This window comes from Streptomyces flavofungini (genome assembly GCF_014650815.1).
Classification (GTDB): Bacteria; Actinomycetota; Actinomycetes; order Streptomycetales; family Streptomycetaceae; genus Streptomyces; species Streptomyces flavofungini.
On record NZ_BMVR01000009.1, the window covers coordinates 19,453 to 43,408 of the forward strand.

At 73.1% G+C, this 23,956-nt stretch carries 24 protein-coding genes and 1 pseudogene; 10 read left to right on the forward strand and 15 right to left on the reverse strand.

The annotated features are described in order from the left end of the window. Positions 1–63: 63 nt before the first annotated feature. From merB to IE274_RS23515, 3 genes are all read right to left on the reverse strand, one after another. Positions 64–684 carry an organomercurial lyase gene (gene merB / locus IE274_RS23505; RefSeq protein ID WP_190117854.1) on the reverse strand — a complete coding sequence of 207 codons (621 nt, stop codon included), beginning with the start codon at positions 682–684 and terminating at the stop codon, positions 64–66. After that, positions 681–1,148: a DUF7144 family membrane protein gene (locus tag IE274_RS23510; RefSeq protein WP_229909752.1), complete on the reverse strand. Its 468-nt coding sequence runs from the start codon at positions 1,146–1,148 to the stop codon at positions 681–683. Before IE274_RS23510 ends, merB begins: the two co-directional genes overlap by 4 nt. A 101-nt stretch (positions 1,149–1,249) precedes the next feature. Beyond that, positions 1,250–2,005 (reverse strand): TetR/AcrR family transcriptional regulator, encoded by a 756-nt coding sequence (locus IE274_RS23515; RefSeq protein ID WP_190117855.1) that lies wholly within the window; start codon positions 2,003–2,005, stop codon positions 1,250–1,252. Positions 2,006–2,161: 156 nt separating this feature from the next. Between IE274_RS23515 and IE274_RS23520 the strand changes: the two genes are divergently transcribed. After that, complete coding sequence (locus IE274_RS23520) at positions 2,162–3,778, forward strand: MFS transporter (protein WP_190117856.1); 1,617 nt, start codon at positions 2,162–2,164, stop codon at positions 3,776–3,778. A 426-nt stretch (positions 3,779–4,204) separates the two neighbouring features. Here the strand turns inward: IE274_RS23520 and IE274_RS23525 are convergent, their stop codons facing one another. From IE274_RS23525 to IE274_RS23540, 4 genes are all read right to left on the reverse strand, one after another. Then, on the reverse strand, positions 4,205–4,984 hold the full coding sequence (locus IE274_RS23525; protein ID WP_229909753.1) for an SDR family NAD(P)-dependent oxidoreductase: 780 nt from the start codon (positions 4,982–4,984) through the stop codon (positions 4,205–4,207). After that, positions 4,974–5,468 (reverse strand): cupin domain-containing protein, encoded by a 495-nt coding sequence (locus IE274_RS23530; protein WP_190117857.1) that lies wholly within the window; start codon positions 5,466–5,468, stop codon positions 4,974–4,976. The genes IE274_RS23525 and IE274_RS23530 overlap by 11 nt, the downstream gene beginning before the upstream one ends. Positions 5,469–5,667: 199 nt before the next feature. Further along, positions 5,668–6,489: a hypothetical protein gene (locus tag IE274_RS23535; RefSeq protein WP_190117858.1), complete on the reverse strand. Its 822-nt coding sequence runs from the start codon at positions 6,487–6,489 to the stop codon at positions 5,668–5,670. A gap of 218 nt (positions 6,490–6,707) precedes the next feature. Further along, positions 6,708–7,757, reverse strand: coding sequence for a hypothetical protein (locus IE274_RS23540; RefSeq protein ID WP_190117859.1), 1,050 nt, complete (start codon positions 7,755–7,757; stop codon positions 6,708–6,710). Positions 7,758–7,982: 225 nt separating this feature from the next. Here IE274_RS23540 and IE274_RS23545 point away from each other — a divergent pair, with 225 nt between their 5' ends. Together IE274_RS23545 and IE274_RS23550 are read left to right on the forward strand one after the other, a co-directional pair. Then, on the forward strand, positions 7,983–8,576 hold the full coding sequence (locus tag IE274_RS23545; RefSeq protein WP_190117860.1) for a dihydrofolate reductase family protein: 594 nt from the start codon (positions 7,983–7,985) through the stop codon (positions 8,574–8,576). Positions 8,577–8,669: 93 nt separating this feature from the next. Further along, a complete protein-coding gene (locus tag IE274_RS23550) occupies positions 8,670–9,536 on the forward strand; it encodes an LLM class flavin-dependent oxidoreductase (protein ID WP_190117861.1) in 867 nt (288 codons plus the stop codon). Positions 9,537–9,607: 71 nt separating this feature from the next. Here the strand turns inward: IE274_RS23550 and IE274_RS23555 are convergent, their stop codons facing one another. Beyond that, positions 9,608–10,276 carry a TetR/AcrR family transcriptional regulator gene (locus tag IE274_RS23555; RefSeq protein ID WP_229909754.1) on the reverse strand — a complete coding sequence of 223 codons (669 nt, stop codon included), beginning with the start codon at positions 10,274–10,276 and terminating at the stop codon, positions 9,608–9,610. A 102-nt stretch (positions 10,277–10,378) separates the two neighbouring features. Then, complete coding sequence (locus IE274_RS23560) at positions 10,379–12,433, reverse strand: ATP-binding protein (RefSeq protein ID WP_190117862.1); 2,055 nt, start codon at positions 12,431–12,433, stop codon at positions 10,379–10,381. 176 nt (positions 12,434–12,609) lie between these two features. Here IE274_RS23560 and IE274_RS23565 point away from each other — a divergent pair, with 176 nt between their 5' ends. After that, a complete protein-coding gene (locus tag IE274_RS23565; protein ID WP_190117863.1) occupies positions 12,610–13,692 on the forward strand; it encodes a PP2C family protein-serine/threonine phosphatase in 1,083 nt (360 codons plus the stop codon). Positions 13,693–13,976: 284 nt separating this feature from the next. Continuing rightward, a complete protein-coding gene (locus tag IE274_RS23570) occupies positions 13,977–14,930 on the forward strand; it encodes an esterase/lipase family protein (RefSeq protein ID WP_190117864.1) in 954 nt (317 codons plus the stop codon). Positions 14,931–15,034: 104 nt separating this feature from the next. On the opposite strand, the gene IE274_RS23575 is transcribed toward IE274_RS23570, so the two are convergent. Beyond that, positions 15,035–15,397 carry a hypothetical protein gene (locus tag IE274_RS23575; RefSeq protein WP_233102583.1) on the reverse strand — a complete coding sequence of 121 codons (363 nt, stop codon included), beginning with the start codon at positions 15,395–15,397 and terminating at the stop codon, positions 15,035–15,037. Between the two features lie 5 nt (positions 15,398–15,402). Continuing rightward, positions 15,403–17,040 carry an aa3-type cytochrome oxidase subunit I gene (gene ctaD / locus IE274_RS23580; protein ID WP_229909755.1) on the reverse strand — a complete coding sequence of 546 codons (1,638 nt, stop codon included), beginning with the start codon at positions 17,038–17,040 and terminating at the stop codon, positions 15,403–15,405. A gap of 106 nt (positions 17,041–17,146) precedes the next feature. Here ctaD and IE274_RS23585 point away from each other — a divergent pair, with 106 nt between their 5' ends. Both IE274_RS23585 and IE274_RS23590 read left to right on the forward strand, forming a co-directional pair. Beyond that, positions 17,147–17,692: an RNA polymerase sigma factor gene (locus IE274_RS23585; protein ID WP_190117866.1), complete on the forward strand. Its 546-nt coding sequence runs from the start codon at positions 17,147–17,149 to the stop codon at positions 17,690–17,692. After that, the gene (locus IE274_RS23590; RefSeq protein ID WP_229909756.1) at positions 17,685–18,638 is read left to right on the forward strand and encodes a CU044_5270 family protein; all 954 of its coding nucleotides are present in this window, start codon (positions 17,685–17,687) and stop codon (positions 18,636–18,638) included. Before IE274_RS23585 ends, IE274_RS23590 begins: the two co-directional genes overlap by 8 nt. 24 nt (positions 18,639–18,662) lie before the next feature. On the opposite strand, the gene IE274_RS23595 is transcribed toward IE274_RS23590, so the two are convergent. Continuing rightward, positions 18,663–19,658 (reverse strand): SGNH/GDSL hydrolase family protein, encoded by a 996-nt coding sequence (locus tag IE274_RS23595; RefSeq protein WP_190117868.1) that lies wholly within the window; start codon positions 19,656–19,658, stop codon positions 18,663–18,665. A 264-nt stretch (positions 19,659–19,922) separates the two neighbouring features. Between IE274_RS23595 and IE274_RS23600 the strand changes: the two genes are divergently transcribed. Next, the gene (locus IE274_RS23600; RefSeq protein ID WP_190117869.1) at positions 19,923–20,300 is read left to right on the forward strand and encodes a nuclear transport factor 2 family protein; all 378 of its coding nucleotides are present in this window, start codon (positions 19,923–19,925) and stop codon (positions 20,298–20,300) included. Positions 20,301–20,387: 87 nt separating this feature from the next. On the opposite strand, the gene IE274_RS23605 is transcribed toward IE274_RS23600, so the two are convergent. The 3 genes from IE274_RS23605 to IE274_RS23615 form a co-directional block, all read right to left on the reverse strand. Beyond that, positions 20,388–20,720, reverse strand: a complete 333-nt coding sequence (locus IE274_RS23605) for a putative quinol monooxygenase (protein WP_190117870.1) — start codon at positions 20,718–20,720, stop codon at positions 20,388–20,390. Positions 20,721–20,837: 117 nt separating this feature from the next. Further along, the gene (locus IE274_RS23610; RefSeq protein ID WP_164322675.1) at positions 20,838–21,203 is read right to left on the reverse strand and encodes a PH domain-containing protein; all 366 of its coding nucleotides are present in this window, start codon (positions 21,201–21,203) and stop codon (positions 20,838–20,840) included. An 82-nt stretch (positions 21,204–21,285) separates the two neighbouring features. Further along, a complete protein-coding gene (locus IE274_RS23615; RefSeq protein ID WP_190117871.1) occupies positions 21,286–21,771 on the reverse strand; it encodes a MarR family winged helix-turn-helix transcriptional regulator in 486 nt (161 codons plus the stop codon). Positions 21,772–22,013: 242 nt separating this feature from the next. Between IE274_RS23615 and IE274_RS23620 the strand changes: the two are divergent. Beyond that, positions 22,014–23,357, forward strand: a pseudogene (locus tag IE274_RS23620) (MFS transporter); the annotation flags it as partial. Continuing rightward, entirely contained in the window at positions 23,331–23,915 is a 585-nt protein-coding gene (locus IE274_RS39595; RefSeq protein ID WP_229909792.1) for a TIGR03618 family F420-dependent PPOX class oxidoreductase, read from the forward strand. The pseudogene IE274_RS23620 and the gene IE274_RS39595, both read left to right, overlap by 27 nt. The last annotated feature ends 41 nt before the right edge of the window (positions 23,916–23,956 follow it).

The following is a 23,956-nucleotide window of genomic DNA, read 5'->3' on the forward strand; positions in this document are numbered from 1 at the left end:
CCGCCCCCGCCCACCCGCCCCTGCTGTTCGGACTGTTCCGCCTTTTCGGACTGTTCAGCCTGTTCAGAACAGGTCGGCCAGCCGCTTGCCCACGGCCCAGGCCTCCGCCGTCGAGCACACCGCCAGGTCCGTGTCGGCGAGGATCGCGTCCGTGGCCAGGGCCTCGCTGGCGTAGAAGTTGACGCGGTCGCAGAAGACGTCGCGGATGTCGGCGCCGGTGGCCGGGGCGAGGGTGACGGCGGCCGTGGCGGGGTGGACGTCGCGCACTCCCGTCGGGGTGACGGTGGCGTGGACGGGCTCGCCGGTGGCGGCGCAGCGGGAGCTGATGCGGGAGACGGCCTCGTCGAGGACGACGGGGAACATCAGGGCGTCCAGGGCGCACCAGCCGCGTACGGTGCGGCCGCGCAGTTCCATGGAGTGCGGGCGGTCGGCGTTCAGGGAGACGCCCGCGCCGATGATGTTGCCGTCGGGGTCGGTCTCCAGCTTGAAGTCCATGGCCTCGAAGCGGGGCAGGACCTCGTGCGGCGGCCAGCCGAGCATGCGCCCGGCCCGCTCGTGGGTGAGCGGGCCGAGTGCGAGCAGACCGTCGACGATCTTCGCGCCCGCGGCGAGGAGCCGGGTGCCCTGCGGGGAGGTCCACTTGGCGACGAGCTCGTCGCTGAGGGCGGCGGCGGGCGGGTTCACAGGCCGGGGGCGGCGCCGGGCCGGTCCGAGGCGGGCCGGTCCGGGGCGGAGTCGCCCTGGCCCGTCCCGTCCGCGCACAGCGCCCAGATCACGAACATGCCGAGCGCGATCGACACCAGCGCCCACAGGGGTGTGTACGGCAGCCACAGGAACTGGGCGACGATGCCCACCGCCGCGAGCCCCACGCCCACCCCCCGCGCCCACTCCATGCCCTTGAGGACGCCCCACCCGGTGACGGCGACGACGATGCCGAGCACCAGGTGGATCCAGCCCCAGGTGGTGAGGTTGAACTTGTAGACGTAGTCGCCGAGGCGGGCGTACACGTCGTCCTTGGCGATGCCCGTGATGCCCGCAAGGACGCTGAGGACGCCGTTGACGAGCATCAGGACACCGGCGAACAGGGTGCTGCCGGAGGCGGCGGTGCCGGCGGCCGGGGAACCGGTGTCGCGCTGTGCAGAGTCCATGCCCCGAGCCTCCGGCGACCGCGGGCGGACGGCCACGTGGAGCGGGCCATTCGGGGCCCGGACACGCGCGGCGGCCACGGGCGGGGGGCCACGCGTGCGCGCTACTTCCCGCGCTGCGCCTCCAGGCCGTCCAGGATGCAGTCGAGCCCCAGGTCGAAGTTGCTGCGGCGCGTCTCGTCGACCGTGTCCCGGCTCAGCTGCGCGTGCAGCTTCCGCGTCCGCGGATAGGGCTCCATGGCCTGGACGGCGACGGCCGACACCTGCCGCACCCACTCCTCCTCGTTCTGCCCGCTGCGGGCGAGCGCCGTCAGCCAGGCGGCCTCGGTGGCGGCGGTGCCGAGGACGTACGACCAGATGGTCTTGAGGGCCGTCTCGCTCCGGACCAGGTCGAAGCCGCCGGACTCGAAGAGTTCGAGCATGTCCTCGGAGAGCCGCATCATGTTGGGGCCGAGGTACGACATGCCCATCTCGCCGAGCACGGAGGCGATCCAGGGGTGGCCGAGGATCGCCGCGCGCACGTTGTTGCCGCACTCCAGGGCGGCGGCGCGCCACTCGGCGCGGGAGGCGGGCTTCGGTACCTCGATCTCGCCGTAGACCCGGTCCACGACCAGCTCGATCAGCTCGTCCTTGTTGGAGACGTGCGTGTAGAGCGAGGTGGCCCCGGCGTTCAGGCGGGTGCCGAGCTTGCGCATGCTCAGCGCCTCGATGCCGTCGGAGTCCAGGAGCGCGATGGCCTCGGCCACGATCTGGTCGCGGCTGAGCGCGGGCTGTTCGCGGCGGGAGCGCTGTGGACGGGTCCACACGGACCCGGTCGACGGGTCGGACGACGGCTTGGTCGGCTGCGCGGCGCGTGGCATGCGGCCACCCCTTTACTGCTCGGCGTGTGCGTCTCGTCCCCGCCACTTTAGCGCGTCGACGCACGGCGTTCGGGGCTTGCGAACACTGTGCGGTCTCCGTACAGTGTGCGGAGGCGGCGAACGTCGTACGTAAACACTCGCTAGGGGAGGTCCGAGATGGACGGGTCGGAAACGAAGGCGGCGGCCGCGAAGGCGGCCGTGCGGGATCCGAAGCGCTGGCTGATCCTGGTCGTGCTCTGCCTGAGCACGCTGGTCCTGGTGGTCGACAACATGGTGCTCACCGTGTCGGTGCCGCCGATCGCGGAGGACCTGGACGCGAGCGCCTCGGACCTCCAGTGGATCCTCGACTCGTACATGCTCGTCTTCGCGGGCCTCCTGCTGACCTCCGGGTCGCTCTCGGACCGGTTCGGCCGGCGCAAGGTGATGGTCATCGGCCTGCTGCTGTTCGGCGCGGCCTCCCTGCTGGCCACGGTCGCCGAATCACCCGAGCAACTCATCGCCGGACGCGTCCTGATGGGCGTCGGCGGCGCGCTGATCATGCCCAGCACCCTGTCGATCCTCATCACCGTCTTCGACGAGGACGAGCGGCCCAAGGCGATCGCCGCGTGGAGCGCCGTGGCGATGGTCGGCCTGGTCGGCGGCCCGGTCCTCGGCGGTGCGCTGATCGGTCACTTCTGGTGGGGTGCCGTCTTCCTGATCAACGTCCCGATCGCCGTGCTCGCCATCGTCGCCGCCCTGGTCCTGATGCCCGAGTCCAAGGGCCCCTGGCGCAAGGCCGACCCGGTCGGCATGGTCCTTTCGGTGGTCGGCATGGTGGCGCTCGTCTGGACGATCACCGAGTGGCCGAAGGTGGGTCTTGAGGACCCGAAGGTGTACGTCGCCGCGATCGTGGGCGTGCTCAGCCTGGTCGGCTTCGGCGTCTGGGAGACCCGCGTGGCCGAGCCGATGGTGCCCCTCTCCCTCTTCCGCAACCGGGTCTTCACCGGCGCCAGCTTCTCCATCGTGCTCCTGACCTTCGCCAACGGCGGCCTGATGCTGGTCCTCAGCCAGTACCTCCAGTTCGTCCTGGACTACTCGCCGACCGACACCGGGTGGGCCTTCGCGCCCCTCGCCATCGCCTCCCTCGTCTTCAACACCCTCGCCGCCACGCTCGGCCAGAAGCTCGGCAACCGGGTGATGGCGGCCCTCGGTCTGACGATCACCGCCGCCGGCTTCTTCACCCTCACCACCCTCCAGCCCGGCGACGGCTTCGGCATGGTCACGGTCGCCATGGTCCTCATGGGCATGGGCGGCGGCCTCGCGATGCCCGCCGCACAGGCCGCCCTCATGGGCGCCGTCCCCGCCGAGCACGCCGGTGTCGGCTCCGCCCTCAACGACACGGTCCAGCAGGGGGGTGCGGCGCTCGGCGTCGCGGTCCTCGGCTCCATCCTCTCCAGCACGTACGGCGGCAACATGCCCGCCGACACCCCCGGCAAGGCCGACGAGTCCATCGTCGAGGCCTTCGCGGAGGCCGCGCGCACCGGCAACACGGCCCTGATCGACACGGCCCGCGACGCCTTCACGGAGGCGATGTCCGCGAGCTTCGTGGCAGGCGCTGTGGGTGTCCTCGTCGCCGCGGCCCTCTCCCTGCTCCTGATGAAGGACCGCGCCCCCGCACCGGACGGCGCCCCCGAGGACGCGGTGGTGGTCCCGGAGGCTGGACGCGAGACGGTGGGTGCTGCCGCGCCCGCCGCCGACGGGGCCGCCGGCACGGTCCCGAGGCCCAGCCTCTGAGACCCGCTGGCCCCAGGGTCCGCCCCGGCCCGAAGGCCCACCGCGACGACGGCCGCCCCCGCGCTCTCCCCGCGCGTGGGGCGGCCGTTGCCGTGTCCCTGCCGGGGGCTCCCCCATCCCGCCCCTTCTCCGATCCCGGGGCTCTGCCCCTGGACCCCGGGGGTGGGTGTCCCCTTCGGGTGGGACGGTCCGCCCCCGATCGGCGCTGCGCGCCTCGTCCTCAAACTCCCCCAAGCTCTTAAGGAGCAGGGGGACCCCCACGACGGGCTGGAACCTTGCCGGGGCGGGCCGGAGAAGTTCCGAGGCGTGGGTCGGGGAGGTGCTTCGGGCGTGGGTCGGAGAGACGCTGCGGGCGTGGGTTCGGGAAGGGGCGGGGCGGAGAAGTTCCGCGGTGTGGGTCGGAGAGGCCCTAGGTGCCCCGCGGGGTCACCACGTGTTGCGTGCGCTGACTCCGCCGTCCACCACCAGGTCCGTCCCCGTGATCCAACCCGCCGCGTCCGACGCGAGAAACACGCACGCGGCCCCCACGTCCTCGGGCCGCCCCAACCGGCCGAGCGGCGCGGCCCGCCCCCACCGCTCGACCCCCTCGGGCCAGTCCGAGGCCAGTGAGGGATGCCCGATCAACCCGGGGGACACGGAGTTGACCCGCACGCCACGCCCCCCGTACTCCACCGCGGCGGCCCGGGCGAACATGATCAGCGCTGCCTTGGCCGCGCTGTAGTGCGCATGCCCGACGGCGGGCTGATGCCCTTCGATGGACGCGATGTGCGTGACGCTGCCACCCCCGTCCTGCCCGGCCATGATCCCCGCGGCGGCCTGCGTACAGCAGAACGCACTGGTGACATTCGCGTCGTACAGCCGACGCCAGTCGTCAGCCGTCATCCCGTCCAGCGCCTGCACGGGCTGCACCCCGGCGTTGTTGACGAGGGAATCAAGCCGCCCCCGCCAACCGGCGGCCTCCGCCACCAGCCGTCGGCACTCCCGCTCCTCCGCCAGATCGGCGGCGACGACGAGGGCCTCCCCACCCGCCCTGCCAATCTCCTCGGCCACCTCCCGAGCCCGCTCGACCCCTCGGTTGCAGTGGACGACGACGGCCGCCCCGGCCCGCGCGAAGCTGCGCGCGATCCCGCCCCCGAGCAGCCCGCTCGCCCCGGTCACCAGCACCACCCGCCCCGCCAGCGACGGCAACCCACCCTCAGACGACACGGCACAACCTCCGGATCAGCTCGGCCTGTTGCGGATAGCGCGCCGCCAACGCGTCCGGATCCCCACCCTCGAAATCCGACTCCAGGAACCCGGGAGCCATGGTCGTCCCGAACAACGACCACTCACCCCCGTCCCGCACCCGCGCCCCCATCCACGTCCCCGCGCGCACGACGAGCTGGAACTCCTCCCCGTCCCCGTCGCCCAGTATCCGCAGCTCGTCGGCGCCGTCGGGGTGGAGGAGGAGCAGGTCGAGCGGGTCGCCCTGGTAGAAGTGCCAGACCTCGTCGGTGGGGAGGCGGTGCAGCGCCGAGAAGTCGCCCGCGGCGGACGTCAGGAGCATGATGATCGCCGTACCGGCGGGGTGGCCGGTCGCGGCGTCCGGTGGCCCGGCCCACATCTGGCGGAAACGCCCGCCCTCGAAGGGCAGCGGTTCGAGCCCGTACCGGGCGATCAGTTCCTCCGGCGTCACAGGGGATCTCGCCATGCCGTTCCCTCGCCTGCCTCTCCGTCGCCGCACTCGCACCAGGTGTTCTTGCCCGCGCGCTCCGCCAGCACGGTAACTCCCCACCGGTCCGTCACGGCCCCGACAAGCAGGAACCCCCGTCCGTCTTCAGCCAGTTCGCCGTCCGGGGTTTCAACCAGGGCGAGGGTGAGGGTGAGGGCGGCGGCGCCGGTGATCCCCTCTAGCGGCACCCCGGCCGACGGCCCAGGGGCCCGCTCACGTACTCGACCCGCACCGCCGCACTCTCCCGCACCGTCCACAACGTCCCCTGCGCCGGGCGCCACTTCCTCCCCACGAGGAAGATCCGGTCCCCGGACACATAGAACAGCCTGAGTCCCGAGTACCGGTACGCGTACGCGCTGCCCTTGGCGCTCACGCGCTGGTCGCAGACCCCGTCCCCGCGGATCATCAGGTCCTTCTCGCTGAAGACCACGACGCTGGGGAACGCGGGCGTGTTCACCGTCCGGGTGGCTTCCTCGGCGCGACCGCGGCCGACGATCCCGGCGTACGACGTGACCGCCCAGAACAGCGAGAGCACGCAGAGGACCACGGTCAGCGCCCAGATGTGCAGCCGATGACGCCGCTCGGCGGCGCCGGGTCCGGTGGACCGGGTGTGCGCGTACGCCGTCGCGAGGAGGCAGGGGATGGCGGTGAGGGGGATGGCCAGCTCGAAGAGGGCCGGGTGCAGGCGGTAGAAGGGGAAGAGGGCGACGGGCAGCAGCCAGCCCCACCGCAGGCGCGGCACCAGGGACTCGGCCCGGCCGGGGTGCCTCGTGAGCCACTCGCGCAGGACGACGGCCGCGAGCAGCGCCCCCACGACCAGCCAGGCGGGCAGGAACAGGGCCTGGACGCTGCGCAGCAGGTAGTCGCTGGTGGACAGGCGGAAGATGGAGTCGCGGAGTTCGAAGGCGCGCGTCTCGGCGTCGGTGCTGGCCCAGCCGAAGTAGAACAGGACGGCGGCGAAGAGGGAGACCAGGGAGCCGATGGTGCCGAGGAGCTCCATCCAGCCGGGGTGGGCGGGGCTGTCGGGGGCCGGGGCCGGGGGGTCCGGCGGGGGTGCTGGGGGTGGAGCGGGTGGAGGAGGGTCCGGCGTCGGGTCGGGGGCGGGTTCAGGGGCGGGTGCGGGCACGGGGGCGGGCGGCGGTGCCGGGCGCGGGCCCCGGAGGCGTGCCGTCAGGGAACCGGCCCAGGACCCGATGCGCGGTCGCGGCGGGGACATGATCAGAAGCGACTGAGCTCAAGCGGACCCGCGTCCAGGGTGATGCTCCTGGCCCGCAGGGTGACCCGTACCGTCCCCTCGGGCATGTCCGCCGGCACGTCGAACTTCACGGTGGTGTTGTGGCAGCAGGAGGGCCAGTTGGCGTCGGGGACGAGGGGCACCTCCCGACCGTCCAGGTGGGCCGTCACCTCGCTGGGCCAGGTCCCCCGCACCCATACCGTGTCCCCGGGCACCACCGTCTTGGGGCGCATCTCGGTGATGCCCGGGGGGCAGGCCTGCACGCTCGCCGGTGCCGGGCGAATACGGATCTTCCCTTTCGGGTGGGCGGCGCGGAATTCGGCCAGTTGTCCCAGGGTGCGGCGGCCGGCGACGTACTTGCAGTCCCCGGACGGCTGATTCCTGATGGCGTCGTACGCCTCGGTCACGGTCCGCCATTCGCTCTGCTGCCCGCCGACGGCGAAACACGCGCCGATCAGGCCGCTGATGAGTTTCCACCCGGCCGGATTCTGCTGCCGCCTCCCCGGCCCCGCCGTTTCGTACCAGTCCCTGGCCCGCTGGCAGTTCCGGTTGTGCACCAGGTCGTAGATGTGGTTGGTGTTCATCGCGTCGAAGGCGGGGGAATCGGGGCCGGGCGGCGTCCAGGAGAACTCCTTCTCCGGCTCGGGCTCCGGGCGGGGCTTGGGCGACCTGCCGCCCGAGCCGTCCCCGGGCTTCCAGGTGGAACCCCCGCTGCCGCCCCCGTCCCAGGTGGAACTGCCGGAGTCACCGGAGCCGTCGCCCTTCCTGGAGCCCCCGGAAGCGGCGGACCCGGGCTCCCCGCTGCCCGACGACGTACCCGACGAACCCCCGTCCGGCGAACCCCCGGAGCCGGAGTCCCCGGAGCCGTGGGAAGAACTGCCGCCGTCGTCCCCGAAAGTCCCCCCGGACGAATTCCCCGACCCGTTCGAGGACCCGTTCGGGGAGCCGTTGGGCGAACGCCCCTCCGAATCCCCGGCCCCGCAACCGGATATCACCAGAGCCCCGCACACCCCGAACGCGACAATCGTCGACAACGGCGTCCAGCGATACGAATGTGCCTGCCGCCGATACGACTGGGCTTGCCGCGACCGGCCGTTGAGAATCGTCCGCACCTGGCGCCCCTCACCCCCTGGCCCATCACGCTGACGCGTAAAAGGCTATCGGCGGGACGAGATCCATAGGGGAGATTCTGCGAGCCGCACGGCGCGCCGCGACGCCTGCGGACTTACTGTCGAACGCGTTGCCGAGGAGGACTGCTGATGCGCAGCGTGACCTATTCGATGAGCGTCTCACTGGACGGGTACATCGTCGGGCCGGACGGTGGGTTCGACTGGACGGAGCCCGACGCGGAGGTCTTCCGCTTCTGGATCGACGAGATCCAGGACGTCGGCGTCCACCTGCTGGGGCGGCGGCTGTACGAGACGATGCTGTACTGGGAGACCGCCGACCAGGACCCGTCGCTCGACGACGCGGGCCGTGAGTGGGCCGGGCTCTGGAACCCGCTGCCCAAGGTGGTGTTCTCCAAGACGTTGTCGGCGGTGCGGGGCCATGCCCGCCTGGCCTCCGGTGGTGTGGCCGAGGAGATCGAGCGGTTGCGGGCCGAGCCGGGGGAGGGCGACATCGCGATCGGCGGGGCGACGCTCGCCGCGGCGGCGGCCGCCGCGGGGCTGATCGACGAGTACCGGGCCGTGGTCTACCCGGTGTTGGTCGGCGGTGGCATTCCGTTCTTTCCGCGGAGCGAGCGCCGGGTGGATCTCGAACTCGTGGAGACCCGGATGTTCGGTTCCCAGGTCGTCTACCTCCGCCATCGGGTGCTGCGCGAGCAGGCGGACGCAAGCCCGCAGGCCGACTAGGGCCGTTCCGATGCGTCGGCGGGGCGTCCACGGCGACACGGCGGCCGGGCAATCCTGTTGCCGGACGCCGACGCCCCGCGCCACCATGCCGGAATGCGCTTCTCGATCAACATTCCGAACTTCGGTGACTTCGCGGACGCACGGGTCGTCGCCCGGGTCGCCGCCGCGGCCGAACAGGCGGGCTGGGACGGCCTGTTCGTGTGGGACCACGTCGTGCACGACAAGGAGGCGCAGCGGGGGAAGCCCTTCGGGGACCCCTGGATGCTCCTCACGGCGGCCGCGCTCGCCACGGCGCGGATCGGGCTCGGCACGCTGGTCACCCCCGTGGCCCGGCGGCGGCCGCAGCAACTCGCCCGGCAGGTCGCCACGTTGGACGCCCTGAGCGGCGGGCGGGTGATCTTCGGGGCGGGGCTCGGCGGCCCGGTCGAGGACGAGTACGCGAGCTTCGGCGAGCCGACCGAGCCGAGGGTGCTCGCGGAGCTGCTCGACGAGGGGCTCGGCCTGTTGAACCGGTACTGGTCCGGGGAGAGCGTCACCCACCACGGCAAGCACTTCCACGTCGACGACGTGCAGCTGCTGCCCGCCACCGTGCGGCGGCCCCGCCCGCCCGTGTGGATCGCGGGCTTCTGGCCGAACCGGCCGCCGATGCGCCGCGCGGCCCGCTGGGACGGCGCCGTCCCGCTGTTCGAGTCGGCCCGGCACGGGGAGATCCCGCCGCCGGCGGAAGTGCGGGAGCTGATCTCGTACGTGCGGGAGCACCGCGAGGACCCGGCGGCACCGTACGAGATCGTCCTCGGCGGCGCCACGCCCGGCGACGCCGCCCGCACCCGCGACCTCCTCGGCCCCCTCCGCGACGCGGGCGCCACCTGGTGGGACGAACGCCAGCTCCAGACCGGCCCCGGCCTCGACCGGCTCGACGCGGTGCTGCGCCGGATCGAGCAGGGCCCGCCGGAGCTGTAGCCCACCGACGTCCGGGCCCCTGCCGGATCCCGCGCCCCTGCCGGGCCTTGAGCCCCGGCAGCGCCCGCCGCCTAGGCGCCCCCGTCGGGGGGCTGCAGCAACCCCATGAACATCAGCATCAGCTCGTCCACGATCGTGTCCAGGCTCGCGTCGACGTACCCCGCCGTCCAGTCGTACAACAGCCCGTTGACCGCGGCGACGAAGCCCCGCGCCGCGATCCGGTAGTCCCGCGCGCCGATCTCGCCCCGCGCCGCGGCCTCGTCGAGGGCGGCGACCAGGAGGTCCACCCAGCCCTTGCGGGCCTCCAGGCGCTGCTTCTCCAGCTCCGGGCTGACGCCCGTGACCTCGACGAAGGCGATCCGCACGAGATGCGGATTGGCCGTCAGGACGCGGGCGTACGCGCGGAACGCGGTGTCGGCGCGCTCGCGGACGCTGCCCTCCGCCGCGGTGGCGAGGGCTTCCACGATGGCGGCCTGCGCCGCCTTCTGCACCTGGCCGTGGAGCACGGCGAGCACCTCTTCGAGGTTGCGGAACTCCTCGTAGAACTGCCGCGTCGACAGGTCGGCCCGCGCGCACAGCGTCGCCACCGACGCGGAGCGGTACGCGCCGGGTCCGGCGCCGAAGAGCTCGACGCCCGCCTCCAGGAGCCGCTGTCGCCGCTCGGCCCGGCGCTGCTCGGCGGACTTGCCCCCGTACGCGCGCGCGGCCCGCCGCGCGTCCCGTGCCTCGTCGGACAGCACCGATCCCGCTCCCCTCGCCCGGTCCACCGTCAACTTCCCGCCCCTACCCGGAAATTGTCGCGCAACCGGATCCCGCGCGCCGGGTTCCCCGGGGCCCCGCGGTCACACCGCCAACGCCTCCGTGACGACCGCGTCCACGTCGCCCTCGTACCCTGTGCGGAACGCGGCCCCGTACGCCTCGCCGCCGATGAGGCCGCGCGCCGCCGTCTCGCAGGCCCGGCGCGCGGCGGCGAACTCCTGGGAGCCGACGCGGTCGCTGCCGATGGTCTGCCAGAGCCGGTCGGCGCTGCCCAGCAGGCGGGCGGCCTGCCCGGCGTCCCCGGAGGCGACGGACGCGGAGGCGAGGAGATCGAGGGCGAGCGCCATGCCGAGGCTGTCGCGGAAGCGGAGCTTGCCCCGGACCGCGGCGCGTGCGTGCGTGACGGCCTCGGCGGACCGGCCCCGGGAGAGCTCGGCGAGGGCGCGCGTGTAGTCGCCGTACGCGTGCAGCCACAGCTCGCCGCCCCGGGCGCACTCGGCGCACAGCTCCGCCGAGACGGCCGCGGCCTCGTCGAACTGCCCGAGGCAGACGTGCGAGAAGGCGCGGGCGGTGCGGATCAGGCCCCAGGCCGCGTCGTAGCGGCCGGACGCGGGCCGGGCGTGCGGAACGGAGCCGAACGTCTCGATCGCCTGCGCGTGCCGCCCGCTGAGGCTGAAGGCGGCGCCGGTCAGATAGGCGGTGGCCTGCGGCGCGGTCGGGTCGTCCGTGTCGGCCGTCGCGTCCCGCAGGGCGCGGGCCGTGCGGAGGGTCGTCTCGGCGTCTCCCTGGAGCAGGGTGATCAGGCCGCTGGCCCACAGCGCCCTGCCCCGGACGTGGCCGGGCGTGTGGCCCAGGGCCAGGGACCGGTCCAGGTAGTGGCGGCCCTCCGTGGTGAAGCCGAAGGCGAACCAGACGAACCACAGGGTGCCGCTCACGTCCTGGGCGCGGTACCCGTCGCCGTCGGCGAGGCAGGTTTCGAGGGCGGCCCGGAAGTTGGCGTGCTCGGCGTTCACCCGCTGGTAGCAGGCCGCCTGGTCGGGGCCCGCCCAGGCGGCTTCGGCGGTGCGCGCGAGCGCCGTGTAGTGGTCGACGTGGCGGCGGCGCACCGCCTGCTCCTCGCCGAGTCCGCGCAGCCAGAACAGCCCGAACTCGCGGATGGTGTCCAGCATCCGGTAGCGCGACTCGGACCCGGCGGGCACCCACTCCACGATCGAACTCTGCACCAGCGACGCGAGCAGGTTCGACACGTCCGCGGCGGGCAGGCGGTCGTCCGCGCACACCCGGCGGGCCGCCTCCTTGTCGAAGGTCCCGGCGAACACGGAAAGGCGGGCCCAGGCGAGGCGCTCGGCCGGGGTGCACAGCTGGTGGCTCCAGCCGATGGCGGTGCGCAGCGCCTGGTGCCAGGGCGGGTCCGCCTCGTGCACGGACTGCCGGGTCTCGCCCAGGACCTCGAAGCGGTCGTCGAGCCGCCGGTTGAGCTCGGCCGGGGGCATCTCCCGCAGCCGGGCGGCGGCCAGTTCGATGGCGAGCGGCAGCCCGTCGAGCCGTCGGCACAGCGCCGCCGCCGCACTGTCGTCGTAGCTGCCGCCGGGGGCCGCCTCGCCGACGCGCAGGGACAGCAGCGCCCGCGCGTCCGCCTCGGGCAGCGGGGCGAGCGCCACGACGTCCTCGACGGACAGGCCGAGCGGGCGGCGGCTGGTGGCGAGCACGCGCAGCCCCGGGGCCGCCATCAGCAGGGCCGCGACCGCGTCGGCGCACTCCTGGACCACGTGCTCGCAGGTGTCGAGGACCAGCAGCAGCTCACGCCCCGCCACATACTCGGCGACCGCCTCCAGCATCGGCCGTCCGCTCTGGTCCACCAGGGGCAGCGGCTCGGCGATCGCGTACGCGAGCAGCGCGCCGTCCGCCAGCGGCGACAGCTCCACCCACCAGACGCCGTCGGGGAAGCGCGGGCGGAGGCCGAGCGCGGCCTGCCGGGCGAGGCGGGTCTTGCCGACCCCGCCGACCCCGCTCACCGTGACGAGGCGGTGCCGCTCCAACCGGCGGTACAGCTCCGCCAGTTCGTCCTGTCTGCCGACGAGCCCCGCGTCCCGCCCCGGTGGCAGGCCGCCCGCTTCCGGTCCCCGCAGCTCCGCCACGTTCGCCCCCCTTGAGTCGTGCCCGAGGCAGTCCGTCCCATGCTGCCGACATCGCACGGCCGCCGCGCAGGCTGTGGCGAATCGGCCACGGACCGTCATCGAAGCTGGCACAGTACCCCGCACACAGGGGCCGTGCGCGGAGAAACCGGACTTCGCCGAACGACCAGGGGGACGCAGTGGGAACACGGCGCAAATGGCTGGCCGCGGCAGCGGGCGCGGAGGCCGTCGCGGCCTCGGTCGAGCTCCTCGCGCACGTTCCCTCGTACGGGCTGCCGCTGATCGGGCCGCTCCTTGCCGTCCACCGCCTGTCGGCGCGCGTCACCGCCGCGCTCGGAGCTGTCGCCGTCACCGTGACGCTGCTCGGCGCCTCGTCCGTCCGACCGAGCACACTCGGCGTCGCCTTGAACGTCGCCGCGGTCTCGCTGTGGGCCGTGCTCACGGCGCACACCCGAGCGCGCGCCGAGCGCGCGCTGGACGACGTGACCCGCATCGCCGTCACCGCCCAGGAGGCCCTGGCCCGCCCCCTGCCCGACCGCGTCGGCCACGTCGACCTCGCCGTGCACACCCGTTCCTGCGACCCGCACGCCCTGCTCGGCGGCGACGTGCACGACGCCGTGCTCACCGCCGCGGGCCCCCGCCTGCTGCTCGCCGACGTCAAGGGGCACGGGGCGCAGGCGATGCGGGTGGCCGCCGCCGTCCTCGCGGCCTTCCGGCGCACCGCCGCCACCGAGCCCGACCCGGTCCGGCTCGCCCACGCCCTCGACGACCGGCTGCGCCCCGAGCTCGGCCCGGAGGACTTCGTCACGCTGCTGCTCGCCGACTTCCACCCGGGCGAGGTCCGCATCGTCAACTGCGGTCATCCGGCCCCGCTGCGCACCGGCCGCCGCTTGTGCCTGCTCACCCCGCCGCGGCCCTCGCCGCCGCTGGGCCTGTGCCCCGCCCCGTACGCGCAGCGGGTCCATCTGCCGGTGGGCCAGCGTCTGCTCCTCTACACCGACGGCCTCACCGACGCCCGCGACGCCGACCGCGTCCCCTTCCGGCTCGACGCTCCCCCGGTGCGCGCCGCGCTGGCCGAACCCGCCCTGCCCGACGCGCTGGACGGCCTGACGGGCCTGGTCCGCCGGCACACCGGCGATGCCCCGCTCGCGGACGACCTCACCCTGGTGCTCGTCCAGCCCACCCGCGCTCCCACGGTGGCCGCGCCGGAGCAGGAGCAGGACCCGGGCTCGTGGCCGCGATCGGCCCGGCCCTCGGCGTAATCGCGAGACCCCGCCGACCCGCCCTCCCCGTGCGCCGCGTGCGCCCCGCCCGGACCGCGTCGCCCCAGGTCAGCCGCGTCGGCGCCAACTCCCTTGGCGTGCGCGGAAATTCTCGTACGCGCATGTCTTGCGCGGCTGTTTCCGTGGCCCTACTTTCAAGTAACCAAATCTGAAGTGCTGTCGTTTCAGATTTCTGGACCCGGACCTGTCATGCCTATGACAATCCGGTGTCCGGTCGTCCCACTCGCGCCACCCCCACTCGTGCATCCGAAGGGACCGGAACCATGAACCGCACCTCCGCACCGGCCCGTTGGGCAGCGGCCTTAGCCCTGGCCGCCTCGGCGCTCACCGCCGCGGCCGTCCCGGCGCAGGCCGACGAACAGCCGCGCAAGCAGTACCCCGTCGGCGACGTCGCCGACGGCGTGCGCAACTTCTTGTTCAGCCCGAACGCCGTGACCGGCGTGAACGACTGGAACTGCAGGCCGAGCGCCGCCCACCCCAACCCGGTCGTCCTCGTGCACGGCACCGGCGTGAACCTCGGCGCCAACTGGGTCAAGATGGGCCCGACGCTCGCCAACGAGGGCCACTGCGTCTACGCCTTCAACTACGGCATGGGCAGCCCGTTCGACCTCGGCGGGCGCGTCGGCGGCCTCACCGGCGTCGCCAAGTCCGCCGGGACGATGAGCGCGTTCGTCGACAAGGTCCTCGCCGCCACCGGCGCCCAGAAGGTCAACGTCCTCGGGCACTCCCAGGGCGGCATGATGCCGAACTACTACATCAAGCGGCTCGGCGGCGCCCAGAAGGTCGACCGGCTCGTCGCGCTCGCCCCCACCAACCACGGCACCACCCTCAGCGGCCTGGTGAACCTGGGCAAGGCACTGGGGGTGCTCGGCATCGTCAACGGCGCCTTCGACCACCTGAACCTGCAGGGCCTCAAGGACCAGCAGGAGGGCTCCGACTTCCAGCGGGCACTGTGGGCGGACGGCGACACCGTCCCGGGCGTCCGCTACACCGTCATCGCCACCAAGTACGACCTGATCGCCAGCCCGTACCGCAACGGCTTCCTGAAGGGCGACCACGTCCGCAACATCGTCGTGCAGGACCAGTGCCCGAAGAACCCGGTCGGGCACGTGGGCCTCTTCACGGACGGGCCGACGACCCAGAACGTCGTCAACGCGCTCGGTGCGGACAAGGCGGACTTCAAGCCGAGGTGCGAAGGCTACGGGCTGCCGCTCTGACCCGTACCGAAGCGCGCGGGCCACGGGCACCCCGCTCCGACCCCTGCCGCGCACGGCCGCGCGCCCCGGCTCCGGCGGCCCCCCGGCTGCCGGAGCCGGACCGCTCAGGACAGCGCGAGCACCGTCCCGACCCCCACCAGCACCCCCGCCGCCAGCAGGCCGCCCGCCAGGACCCGCCGCCGCAGCGCCCGGTACCGCTCCTCGTACTCGGCGCGCAGGTCCAGGCAGCGGCCCGCGATGTGGCGCCAGGCCTGCCGGGTCACCGACAGGTGGTCCTCGGCGTACAGGCGCTCCACCTCCGCGCGCTCCGCGGGCGACAGCCAGTCGAGGCGCTGGGCGAAGCGCTGGGCGGCGGCGCGGCTCTCGGCGCGGGCGGCCTCGGCGAGCAGGTGGCCCTCGATCTCGCCGATCAGCGTGTCGGCGTCGACGGCGGGGCGTACCTGGGCGCGCACCGGACGCTCGTCCATGGCGGTCACCGGGCCGCCACCTCCGCCGGGGCGGGTGCCGTCCCCAACGCGCCGTCCTCGGCCGCGATCTCCGGGTGGTGCAGGTCGAACGCGGGCGACTCGCTCCGGATCCGCGGCAGCGACGTGAAGTTGTGCCGGGGCGGCGGGCAGGACGTGGCCCACTCCAGCGAACGGCCGTACCCCCACGGGTCGTCGGCGGTCACCCGCTCCCCGTACTTCGCGGTCTTCCAGATGTTGTAGAAGAACGGCAGCAGGGACAGGCCGAGCAGGAACGAGAAGATCGTGGAGAGCGTGTTCAGGCCGGTGAAGCCCTCCGCCGCCAGATAGTCCGGGATGCGGCGCTGCATGCCCGCCGTACCGAGCCAGTGCTGTACGAGGAACGTCCCGTGGAAGCCGATGAACAGCGTCCAGAAGGTGATCTTCCCGAGCCGTTCGTCCAGCATCTTGCCCGTGAACTTCGGCCACCAGAAGTGGAATCCGGAGAACATCGCGAACACGACGGTGCCGAAGATGACGTAATGGAAGTGCGCGACGACGAAGTACGAGTCCGACACGTGGAAGTCCATCGCCGGTGACGCCAGGATGACGCCCGTCAGACCGCCGAAGACGAACGTGATGAGGAAGCCGACCGCCCACAGCATCGGCGTCTCGAAGGACAGCGAGCCCTTCCACATCGTGCCGAGCCAGTTGAAGAACTTCACGCCCGTCGGGACGGCGATCAGGAACGTCATGAAGGAGAAGAAGGGCAGCAGCACGCCGCCCGTGACGTACATGTGGTGCGCCCACACCGTCACGGAGAGGCCCGCGATGGCGATCGTCGCGCCCACCAGGCCCATGTAGCCGAACATCGGCTTGCGCGAGAAGACCGGGACGACCTCGGAGATGATGCCGAAGAACGGCAGCGCGATGATGTAGACCTCGGGGTGGCCGAAGAACCAGAACAGGTGCTGCCACAGCAGCGCCCCGCCGTTCGCCGCGTCGAAGATGTGCGCCCCGAACTTCCGGTCGGCCTCCAGGGCGAAGAGGGCGGCGGCGAGCACCGGGAAGGCGAGCAGCGCGAGGACGGCCGTGAGCAGCACGTTCCAGGTGAAGATCGGCATCCGGAACATCGTCATGCCGGGGGCGCGCAGGCAGATGATGGTGGTGATGAAGTTGACCGAGCCGAGGATGGTGCCGAAGCCGGAGAACGCGAGCCCCATGATCCACATGTCGCTGCCGATGCCCGGTGAGTTCACGGCGCCCGACAGCGGGACGTACGCGGTCCAGCCGAAGTCGGCCGCGCCCTGCGGGGTGAGGAAGCCCCCGACCGCGATCAGCGAGCCGAACAGGTACAGCCAGTAGGCGAACATGTTCAGGCGGGGGAACGCGACATCGGGCGCACCGATCTGCAGCGGCATGATCCAGTTCGCGAAGCCCGCGAACAGCGGCGTCGCGAACATCAGCAGCATGATCGTGCCGTGCATCGTGAACGCCTGGTTGAACTGCTCGTTCGACATGATCTGCGTACCCGGGCGGGCCAGCTCGGCGCGCATGAACAGCGCCATCACCCCGCCGATGCAGAAGAACGCGAACGACGTCACCAGATACAGCGTGCCGATCGTCTTGTGGTCCGTGGTCGTCAGCCACTTCACGGTTGACCTCATGCCCCGTACGTGTCCGGAAGCCGGTCCTCAGTCACCGCTGCCCCCTGCCGTGAGAATCACAGCGGCCGGGTGTGAGGATCGGACCCATGCCGGACACCTACGGTCCATGAGCACGGACGATTCCTTCGCGGCCGCCTACCGCGAGCACTACTGGGCGGTGAGCCGGTTCGTCGCACGCCGGCTCGACGCGGGGGAGGCCCACGAGGTCGAGGAGGTGGTGGCGGACGTCTTCTCCATAGCCTGGCGGCGCCGCGCCGAACTCCCCGCCGCGCCGCTGCCCTGGCTGTACGCCGTCGCCCGCAACTGCCTGGCCAACACCGTGCGCGGGCTCGGCCGCCGACGGCGTCTGCTGCACCGCATCGGCCTGAACGAGAGCGCCCACGGCAACCAGGTCGTGGACAGCCCGGACACCGAACGCCCCGGCTCCTGGGTGCACGAGGCGCTCGCCCGGCTCTCGCCCGCCGACCAGGAGGCGCTGCGCCTCACCACCTGGGAGGAGCTGGGCGTCGACGAACTCGCGGTGGCCCTGGAGTGCAGCCCGGGCGCCGCCGCGATGCGGCTGCACCGGGCCCGCCGCAGACTCCGGGCGGAGATCGACCGGATGCAGATGAATGTACGAGCGGGACGAGCGGGAGCTGAGAGCCGTGACTGACCACCTTGACGACCGCGGCGACCTCGACCTCCTGCGCGCCGCCAACCCCGTCTCCGCCACCACCGGCCCCTGGCGCGACCGCCCCCTGGACCACGTCGCCGAGCGCGGCCTCAACCAGCTCCTGCACCGCACCCGCGCCCGGCGCGCCCGCCGCCGCGTCGTCCTGTGGGCCGAAGCCGCCGCCGTCGCCCTCGCCGCCGTGTTCGCGCTGACCATGCCCGACCTGGCCGCCGCGCCCGCCACCGCCGCCGCGCCCGGCGCCCTGCACCCGCGCGACGACGCGGCCGTGACGCTCGACCGGCTCGCCGACCGCGCCGAGTCCGCCGCCCGCGACGGCGGCCCGCGGCTGCGCGCGGGCGCCCACGTGCAGACCTGGAGCCTCGCCATGGACGAGGGGCCCGACGCCGACCGCCCCGTCACGCTGCCCGAGGAGCGGGAGGTCCGCTGGCGCCCCGACGGCAGCCGCACCGAACGCGTCGAGGCCGACGGCAAGTTCCTCAGCGAGCGCGTCTTCCCGCCGAGCCGGTCCGACGCCCCGCCCCGGGCCCGCCCGCCGCACACCGCCGCCGCCCTGCGCGCCTACCTCACCGAGGTCCACGACCCGGGCTTCCCGCGCCGCACCACCCCCGCCGGCACCCAGGAACTCCTCGACGCGCTGCCCTCGCTCCTCGACACCTGGACCCTCGGCGCCCGCGAGAGCGCCGCCCTGGCCCGGCTCCTCGCCGACAGCGGCGGCCTGCGCCCCGCGGGCACCGTCACCGACCGCCTCGGCCGCTCCGGGCAGGCGTACGTCCACGAATCCCGCGACGAGCACCTGCGCTACATGCTGATCCTCGACCCCGACACGGGCGAGGCCCTCGGCCTGGAGGTGCTGTTCACCAAGGACCAGCCGCGCTTCGCCGTCGAGGCGGGGGACGTCATGTCGTACAGCGCCTGGCGCCGCTAGGGCCGGTCCGGCGGGTCGGCGCGGTCAGCGGGCCGCATGTGCCCGCAGCGTGTCCGCGACCGCCTGCCCGATGCGCCGGATGCCCGGCGAACGCACCGGGCAGGGGCGGGACTTGGGGGTGGTCGGGGCCAGGCAGAAGTGCAGGGGGTCGTCGGCGCGGTGCAGGGCGGTGCGGTCGCGCTCCGGTTCGGTGCAGTACGTGCGGTGGGCGCGCTCGTACGCCGTGCAGGGCAGCTTCTCCACCCAGGTGTGCCGGGCCGCGGCGGGGCTGACGGCCTTGCCCGCGTCGGACACCAGGTCGCCGGTGGCGGCGGCCTGTTGACGGTAGAGCGCGTTGACGCGGCGCACCCGGTCCGGGGTCATCGGGTCCGGCCCCTGCGACACCCACACCACCCGCGGCCGCTCGCCGCCCGCTTCCCGCGCGGCGTCCGTGATCTGCCCCGTCAGACGGCGCGCGTCGGCCGCGTACCGCGCGAAGTACGTGTCCCGCGCCTTGTCGTACGTGATGCCCTTCATGCAGGGCGTGTAGCCCCACGCGTTCCCCCAGAACTGCAGCACCACATAGTCGGGCCGCAGCTTCCGCACGAGCGCCGCCGCCTTGTCCTTGTCCGGTACGAGGGAGTCCTCGCCGGTGCCCTCCAGGTAGTCGCAGAGGGTGGTGCCGGAGTAGGGGGCGCTGGTGTAGCGGGCGCCGAGCCGGGTGCGCAGGAGGCCGCCGAGGACGGTCTGGTTCTCCATGGCGAGGGAGTCGCCGAGGTAGAGGACCGCGGGGCCGGTGGCGGGGCGCGGGCGGTCGGGGCCGGTCCTGTCCTTGCCGGTTCCCGCGCGGGCCTCGCGGTCGCCCCGGTCCTTCGGCCCGTCCGCGCGGCCGCGGGTGGTCGGGGACGCGCTGCCGGTGGGGTCGCCGGGTGCGGGGGCGGGCGGCGCCCCCTGGTCGCCCCCGTCGCCGGAGCCGGGGTCCCCGCACCCGCCGACCAGCAACGCGCCGAGCACCACACCGACCCACCACGCCTTACGCATCCACAACTCCCGTCCCACCCCATGGAATTGGCCCCCCAGGCAAGCACACGTGGGGCGACGGCGAAAGTCATGCGCGCGCCGACCGCGGGGCGGGGGCCGGCCGGGGTCCGGCATTACCTCGGGCGTAATCGACCCGCCCGCGCCCGCCCGGCAGTCTGTGAGTCACCGGAGCCCGGGCGGCGCACTCCGCCCGGTCTTCGGGGGACATCCCCGATCTCCCGGGGCGCGAGCCCCGACCCACGACTCCGCCGGAGGCGAACACCCATGGCCGCACAGAACATCCACGAGACCGCCGTCGCCCGCTACTTCGAGGCCTGGAACACCGCCGACACCGCGAGCCTGGGCAAGGCCGTGGCGGCGGCGTGGACCGAGGACGGCACGTACACCGACCCGCTGGCGGACGTCAGCGGCCACGAGGGCATCGCGGCGGTGATCGCCGGGGCCAGGGAGCAGTTCCCCGGCTTCTCGTTCCGCCACACCGGTGAGGTGGACGGCCACCACGGCATCGCCCGCTTCACCTGGGAGCTGGTGTCCGACGCGGACGGCTCGGCGCCGGTGGCCGGGTTCGACGTGATCGTCCTGGCGGCGGACGGCCGGATCCGGACGGTGCACGGGTTCCTGGACCGGGTACCGGCCGCCTGAGGGAGCGGCGTACGCGCGGGGCCCCGGACCGTGCTGGTCCGGGGCCCCGCCGGCGTACGTACGACCGGGTGCGACTCGTCGCGTCGGTCAGGCCTCGCGCGGCGCGACCTCGCCCATCCGCCCCCACCCGTCCATGCCCGGGATGTCGGTGCTGACGATCTGGGGGATCTCGGCGATGGCGTACGACATGGTGTCCATCGCGGCCTGGAAGTGCGCGGACTCCACGTGCGCCGCGCCCGCCTCGCCGTCGCGGAAGGCCTCGACGAGGACGAACTGGTGCGGGCTGTCGACGCTGCGCGACCACTCGAAGAACAGGTTGCCCGGCTCCTCGCGGGTGGCGCGGGTGAAGTCGTCGACGAGGTCGAGCCACTCGTCGCTCCGCTCGGGGCGGACGGTGAACTTGACGGTGATGAAGATCATGGGGTCGTTCCCTTGTTGCCGTGCAGTGCGTCTATGAACGTACCCCGTCGCCCAGGGGCGGACGACTCGGCCGGGGCCCGGCCGGGACTCGTCCGGGACTCGGCCGGAAGCCGTCCGCTACCTGGCCACGAACTGGGTGAGTATCGCCTGCACCTCGTAGATGTCGACGCCCTTGGTGAAGGTCTTCTCGATCGGCACGGGGTTGCTGGAGATCCATATCTTCAGCTCCGCGTCCAGGTCGAAGTGGCCCGCGGTCTCGACCGAGAAGTGCGTGATGCTGCGGTAGGGCACCGAGTGGTACTCGACCTTCTTGCCGGTCATGCCCTGCTTGTCGATGAAGACCATGCGGCGGTCGGTGAGCAGGATGGTGTCGCGGATCAGCTTGTACGCGGCGTAGACCTGCTCGCCGTGGCCCATGAGCCGTGCGTAGTCCTGCTGCGCCGACGCCGGGTCGACGGTGTGGGCGTTTCCGAACAGCGCCATGTCAGGCCCCCTCGTGTGATGACTCCTCCGGAGCTCTCACCGTACGTGAGGCCGCTCGTGGACCACGATGTCCCCGCCCGCGTCAGGCCCGCTGCCGCGCCCTGCGGGCCGGGCGCGGGCTCTCCGCCGGGGTCGCCAGATGCCCGTCGACCAGCCGGTTCAGGGCCCGCAGCAGGGCCGTGCGGTCCGTCGCCGAGAGGGCGCCGAGCGCCCGCTCGTGCACCCCGTCGACGATCCGCTGACTGCGGGCGGCGGCCTTCGCGCCCTCGGCGGTGACCGCGATGATCCGGGCCCGCCGGTCCTGGCTCGACGGCCGCCGCTCGGCGAGGCCCGCCTCCTCCAGGGCGTCCACGGTCACGACCATCGTCGTCTTGTCCATGTCCCCGAGCTCGGCGAGCTGCGCCTGCGTGCGCTCCTGCTCCAGCGCGTGCACGAGTACGCAGTGCATGCGCGCCGTCAGCCCGATCTCGCCGAGCGCCGCCGCCATCTGCGTGCGCAGGACGTGGCTCGTGTGGTCGAGCAGGAAGGAGAGGTCCGGTTCCGTGCGGGCGGGTGCCATGGCGGTCATGGGGCCAGCGTAGCCGAGGCGGCGGATGTGCGCCCGAGATAGATAGTCTGCAACAAAACTATCTGCTACGGTCCTGGGCATCGGACGACCCCTCCCGCAGGCAGGAGATCCCCATGTCCACCACCGCCACCACGGCCACATCCGCCACCACCTCGGCGCCCCCGCCGCAGCCGACCCCCGGAACCCCGGCCGCGCCGTCCCCCCGCTCCCCACGGCTGGCGCTGGGGGTGATCGCCACCGGAATGCTGATGATCATCCTCGACGGCTCGATCGTGACGGTCGCGATGCCCGCGATCCAGCAGGACCTGGACTTCACGTCGGCGGGCCTGAGTTGGGTGGTGAACGCGTACTTGATCGCGTTCGGCAGCCTGCTCCTCCTCGCGGGGCGCCTGGGCGATTTGATCGGCCGCAAGCGGATGTTCCTGGCGGGCATCGGCGTCTTCACCCTCGCCTCGGTCCTGGCGGGCTTCGCGGCCGACCCGGCCACCCTGATCGCGGCCCGCTTCCTCCAGGGCATCGGCGGCGCGATGAGCTCGGCGGTGAGCCTGGGCATCCTCGTGACACTGTTCACGGAGCCGAAGGAACGGGCGAAGGCGATCGCGGTCTTCAGCTTCACGGGCGCGGCGGGGGCCTCCCTGGGCCAAGTCCTCGGCGGCGTCCTGACGGACGCCCTGAGCTGGCACTGGATCTTCTTCATCAACCTGCCGATAGGCCTGGCGGCGCTGCTCCTGGCGATCCCGGCGCTACCGGCGGACCGGGGCCTGGGCATCGGGGCCGGGGCGGACGTGCCGGGGGCGCTCCTGGTGACAGGGGGCCTGATGGCGGGGATCTACAGCGTGGTGAAGGTGGCGGAGCACGGCTGGGTGTCCACCCACACCCTGGCGTTCGCCGCGGCGGCGGCCTTGCTGCTCACCGCGTTCGCCATCCGCCAGACCCGGGCGCGCACCCCCCTCCTCCCCCTCCGCATGTTCCGCTCCCGCAACGTGACGGGCGCCAACGCGGTCCAACTCCTCATGGTGGCGGCCCTGTTCGCCTTCCAGGTCCTGGTGGCGCTCTACCTCCAGAACGTACGCGGCTACGGAGCGTCGGCCACCGGCCTGGCGATGCTGCCCGCGGCCGTGGCGATCGGCGCGGTGTCGCTGGCCGCCTCGGCCCGTCTGAACGCCCGCTTCGGCGAACGGAACGTCCTGCTGGCGGGCCTGCTCCTGCTGCTGGCGATGCTCGCCCTCCTGGCCCGGGTCCCGGTCCACTCCACGTACGCCCTGGACCTGCTCCCGGTCATGCTCCTGGCCGCGGGCTTCGGCCTGGCCCTCCCCGCCCTCACCACGCTGGGCATGTCCGGCGCCCGGGAGGACGACGCGGGCCTGGCGTCGGGCCTGTTCAACACGACACAGCAGATCGGCGGCGCGCTGGGAGTAGCGGTCCTCTCCACCCTGGCGGCGTCCCGCACGGAGCAGACCCTGGCCGAGGGCAGGACCCGGGCCGAAGCCCTGACGTCCGGCTACCACTTGGCGTTCACGGTAGGGGCGGCCCTGCTGGTGGCGGCGTTCGTGGTGGCGGTGACGGTACTGCGCCCCCAGCCCCGGCAGGACACCCAGCCCCGGCAGGACACCCAGCCCCGGCAGGACACCCAGCCCCGGCAGGACACCCAGCCCCAGCAGGACACGCAGCCCGATCCGGAGGCGCGGCCCAAGCCCGGAACGGGTCCGTCCCCCCGCCCCCTGACCGACGCCGAAGCCTCGGACATCCTCCGCGAGCACCCCTTCGGCACCCTGGCCGCGGTCCGCTCCACCGGCCACCCGCACCTCTCGACGGTCGCCCACCACTGGACCCCGGAGACCCGGACCCTGCGCGTCTCGACAACGGCCGACCGCCTGAAGCCCCGCATCCTCGCCCGCGACCCCCACGCGTCCCTGCACGTGTCCCCCGACCCCTTCACCTTCGCGGTGGCCGAAGGGGAGGCGGAGATCTCACCCCCGTCGACGACCCCCGGCGACGCGACCGGCCGCGAACTCCTCTCCATGACCCCGGGCTTCCCGGACCCCGAGGACGAGGCGGCCTACTTGGCCCAGATGGTCACGGACAGCAGAGTGGTCATCCGCATCCAGGTGTCCCGTATGTACGGCACGGCACTGGACGGGTAGGCAGCCGCTCCTCGGCGCCGTGCGACCGCACCCGGTCGAGG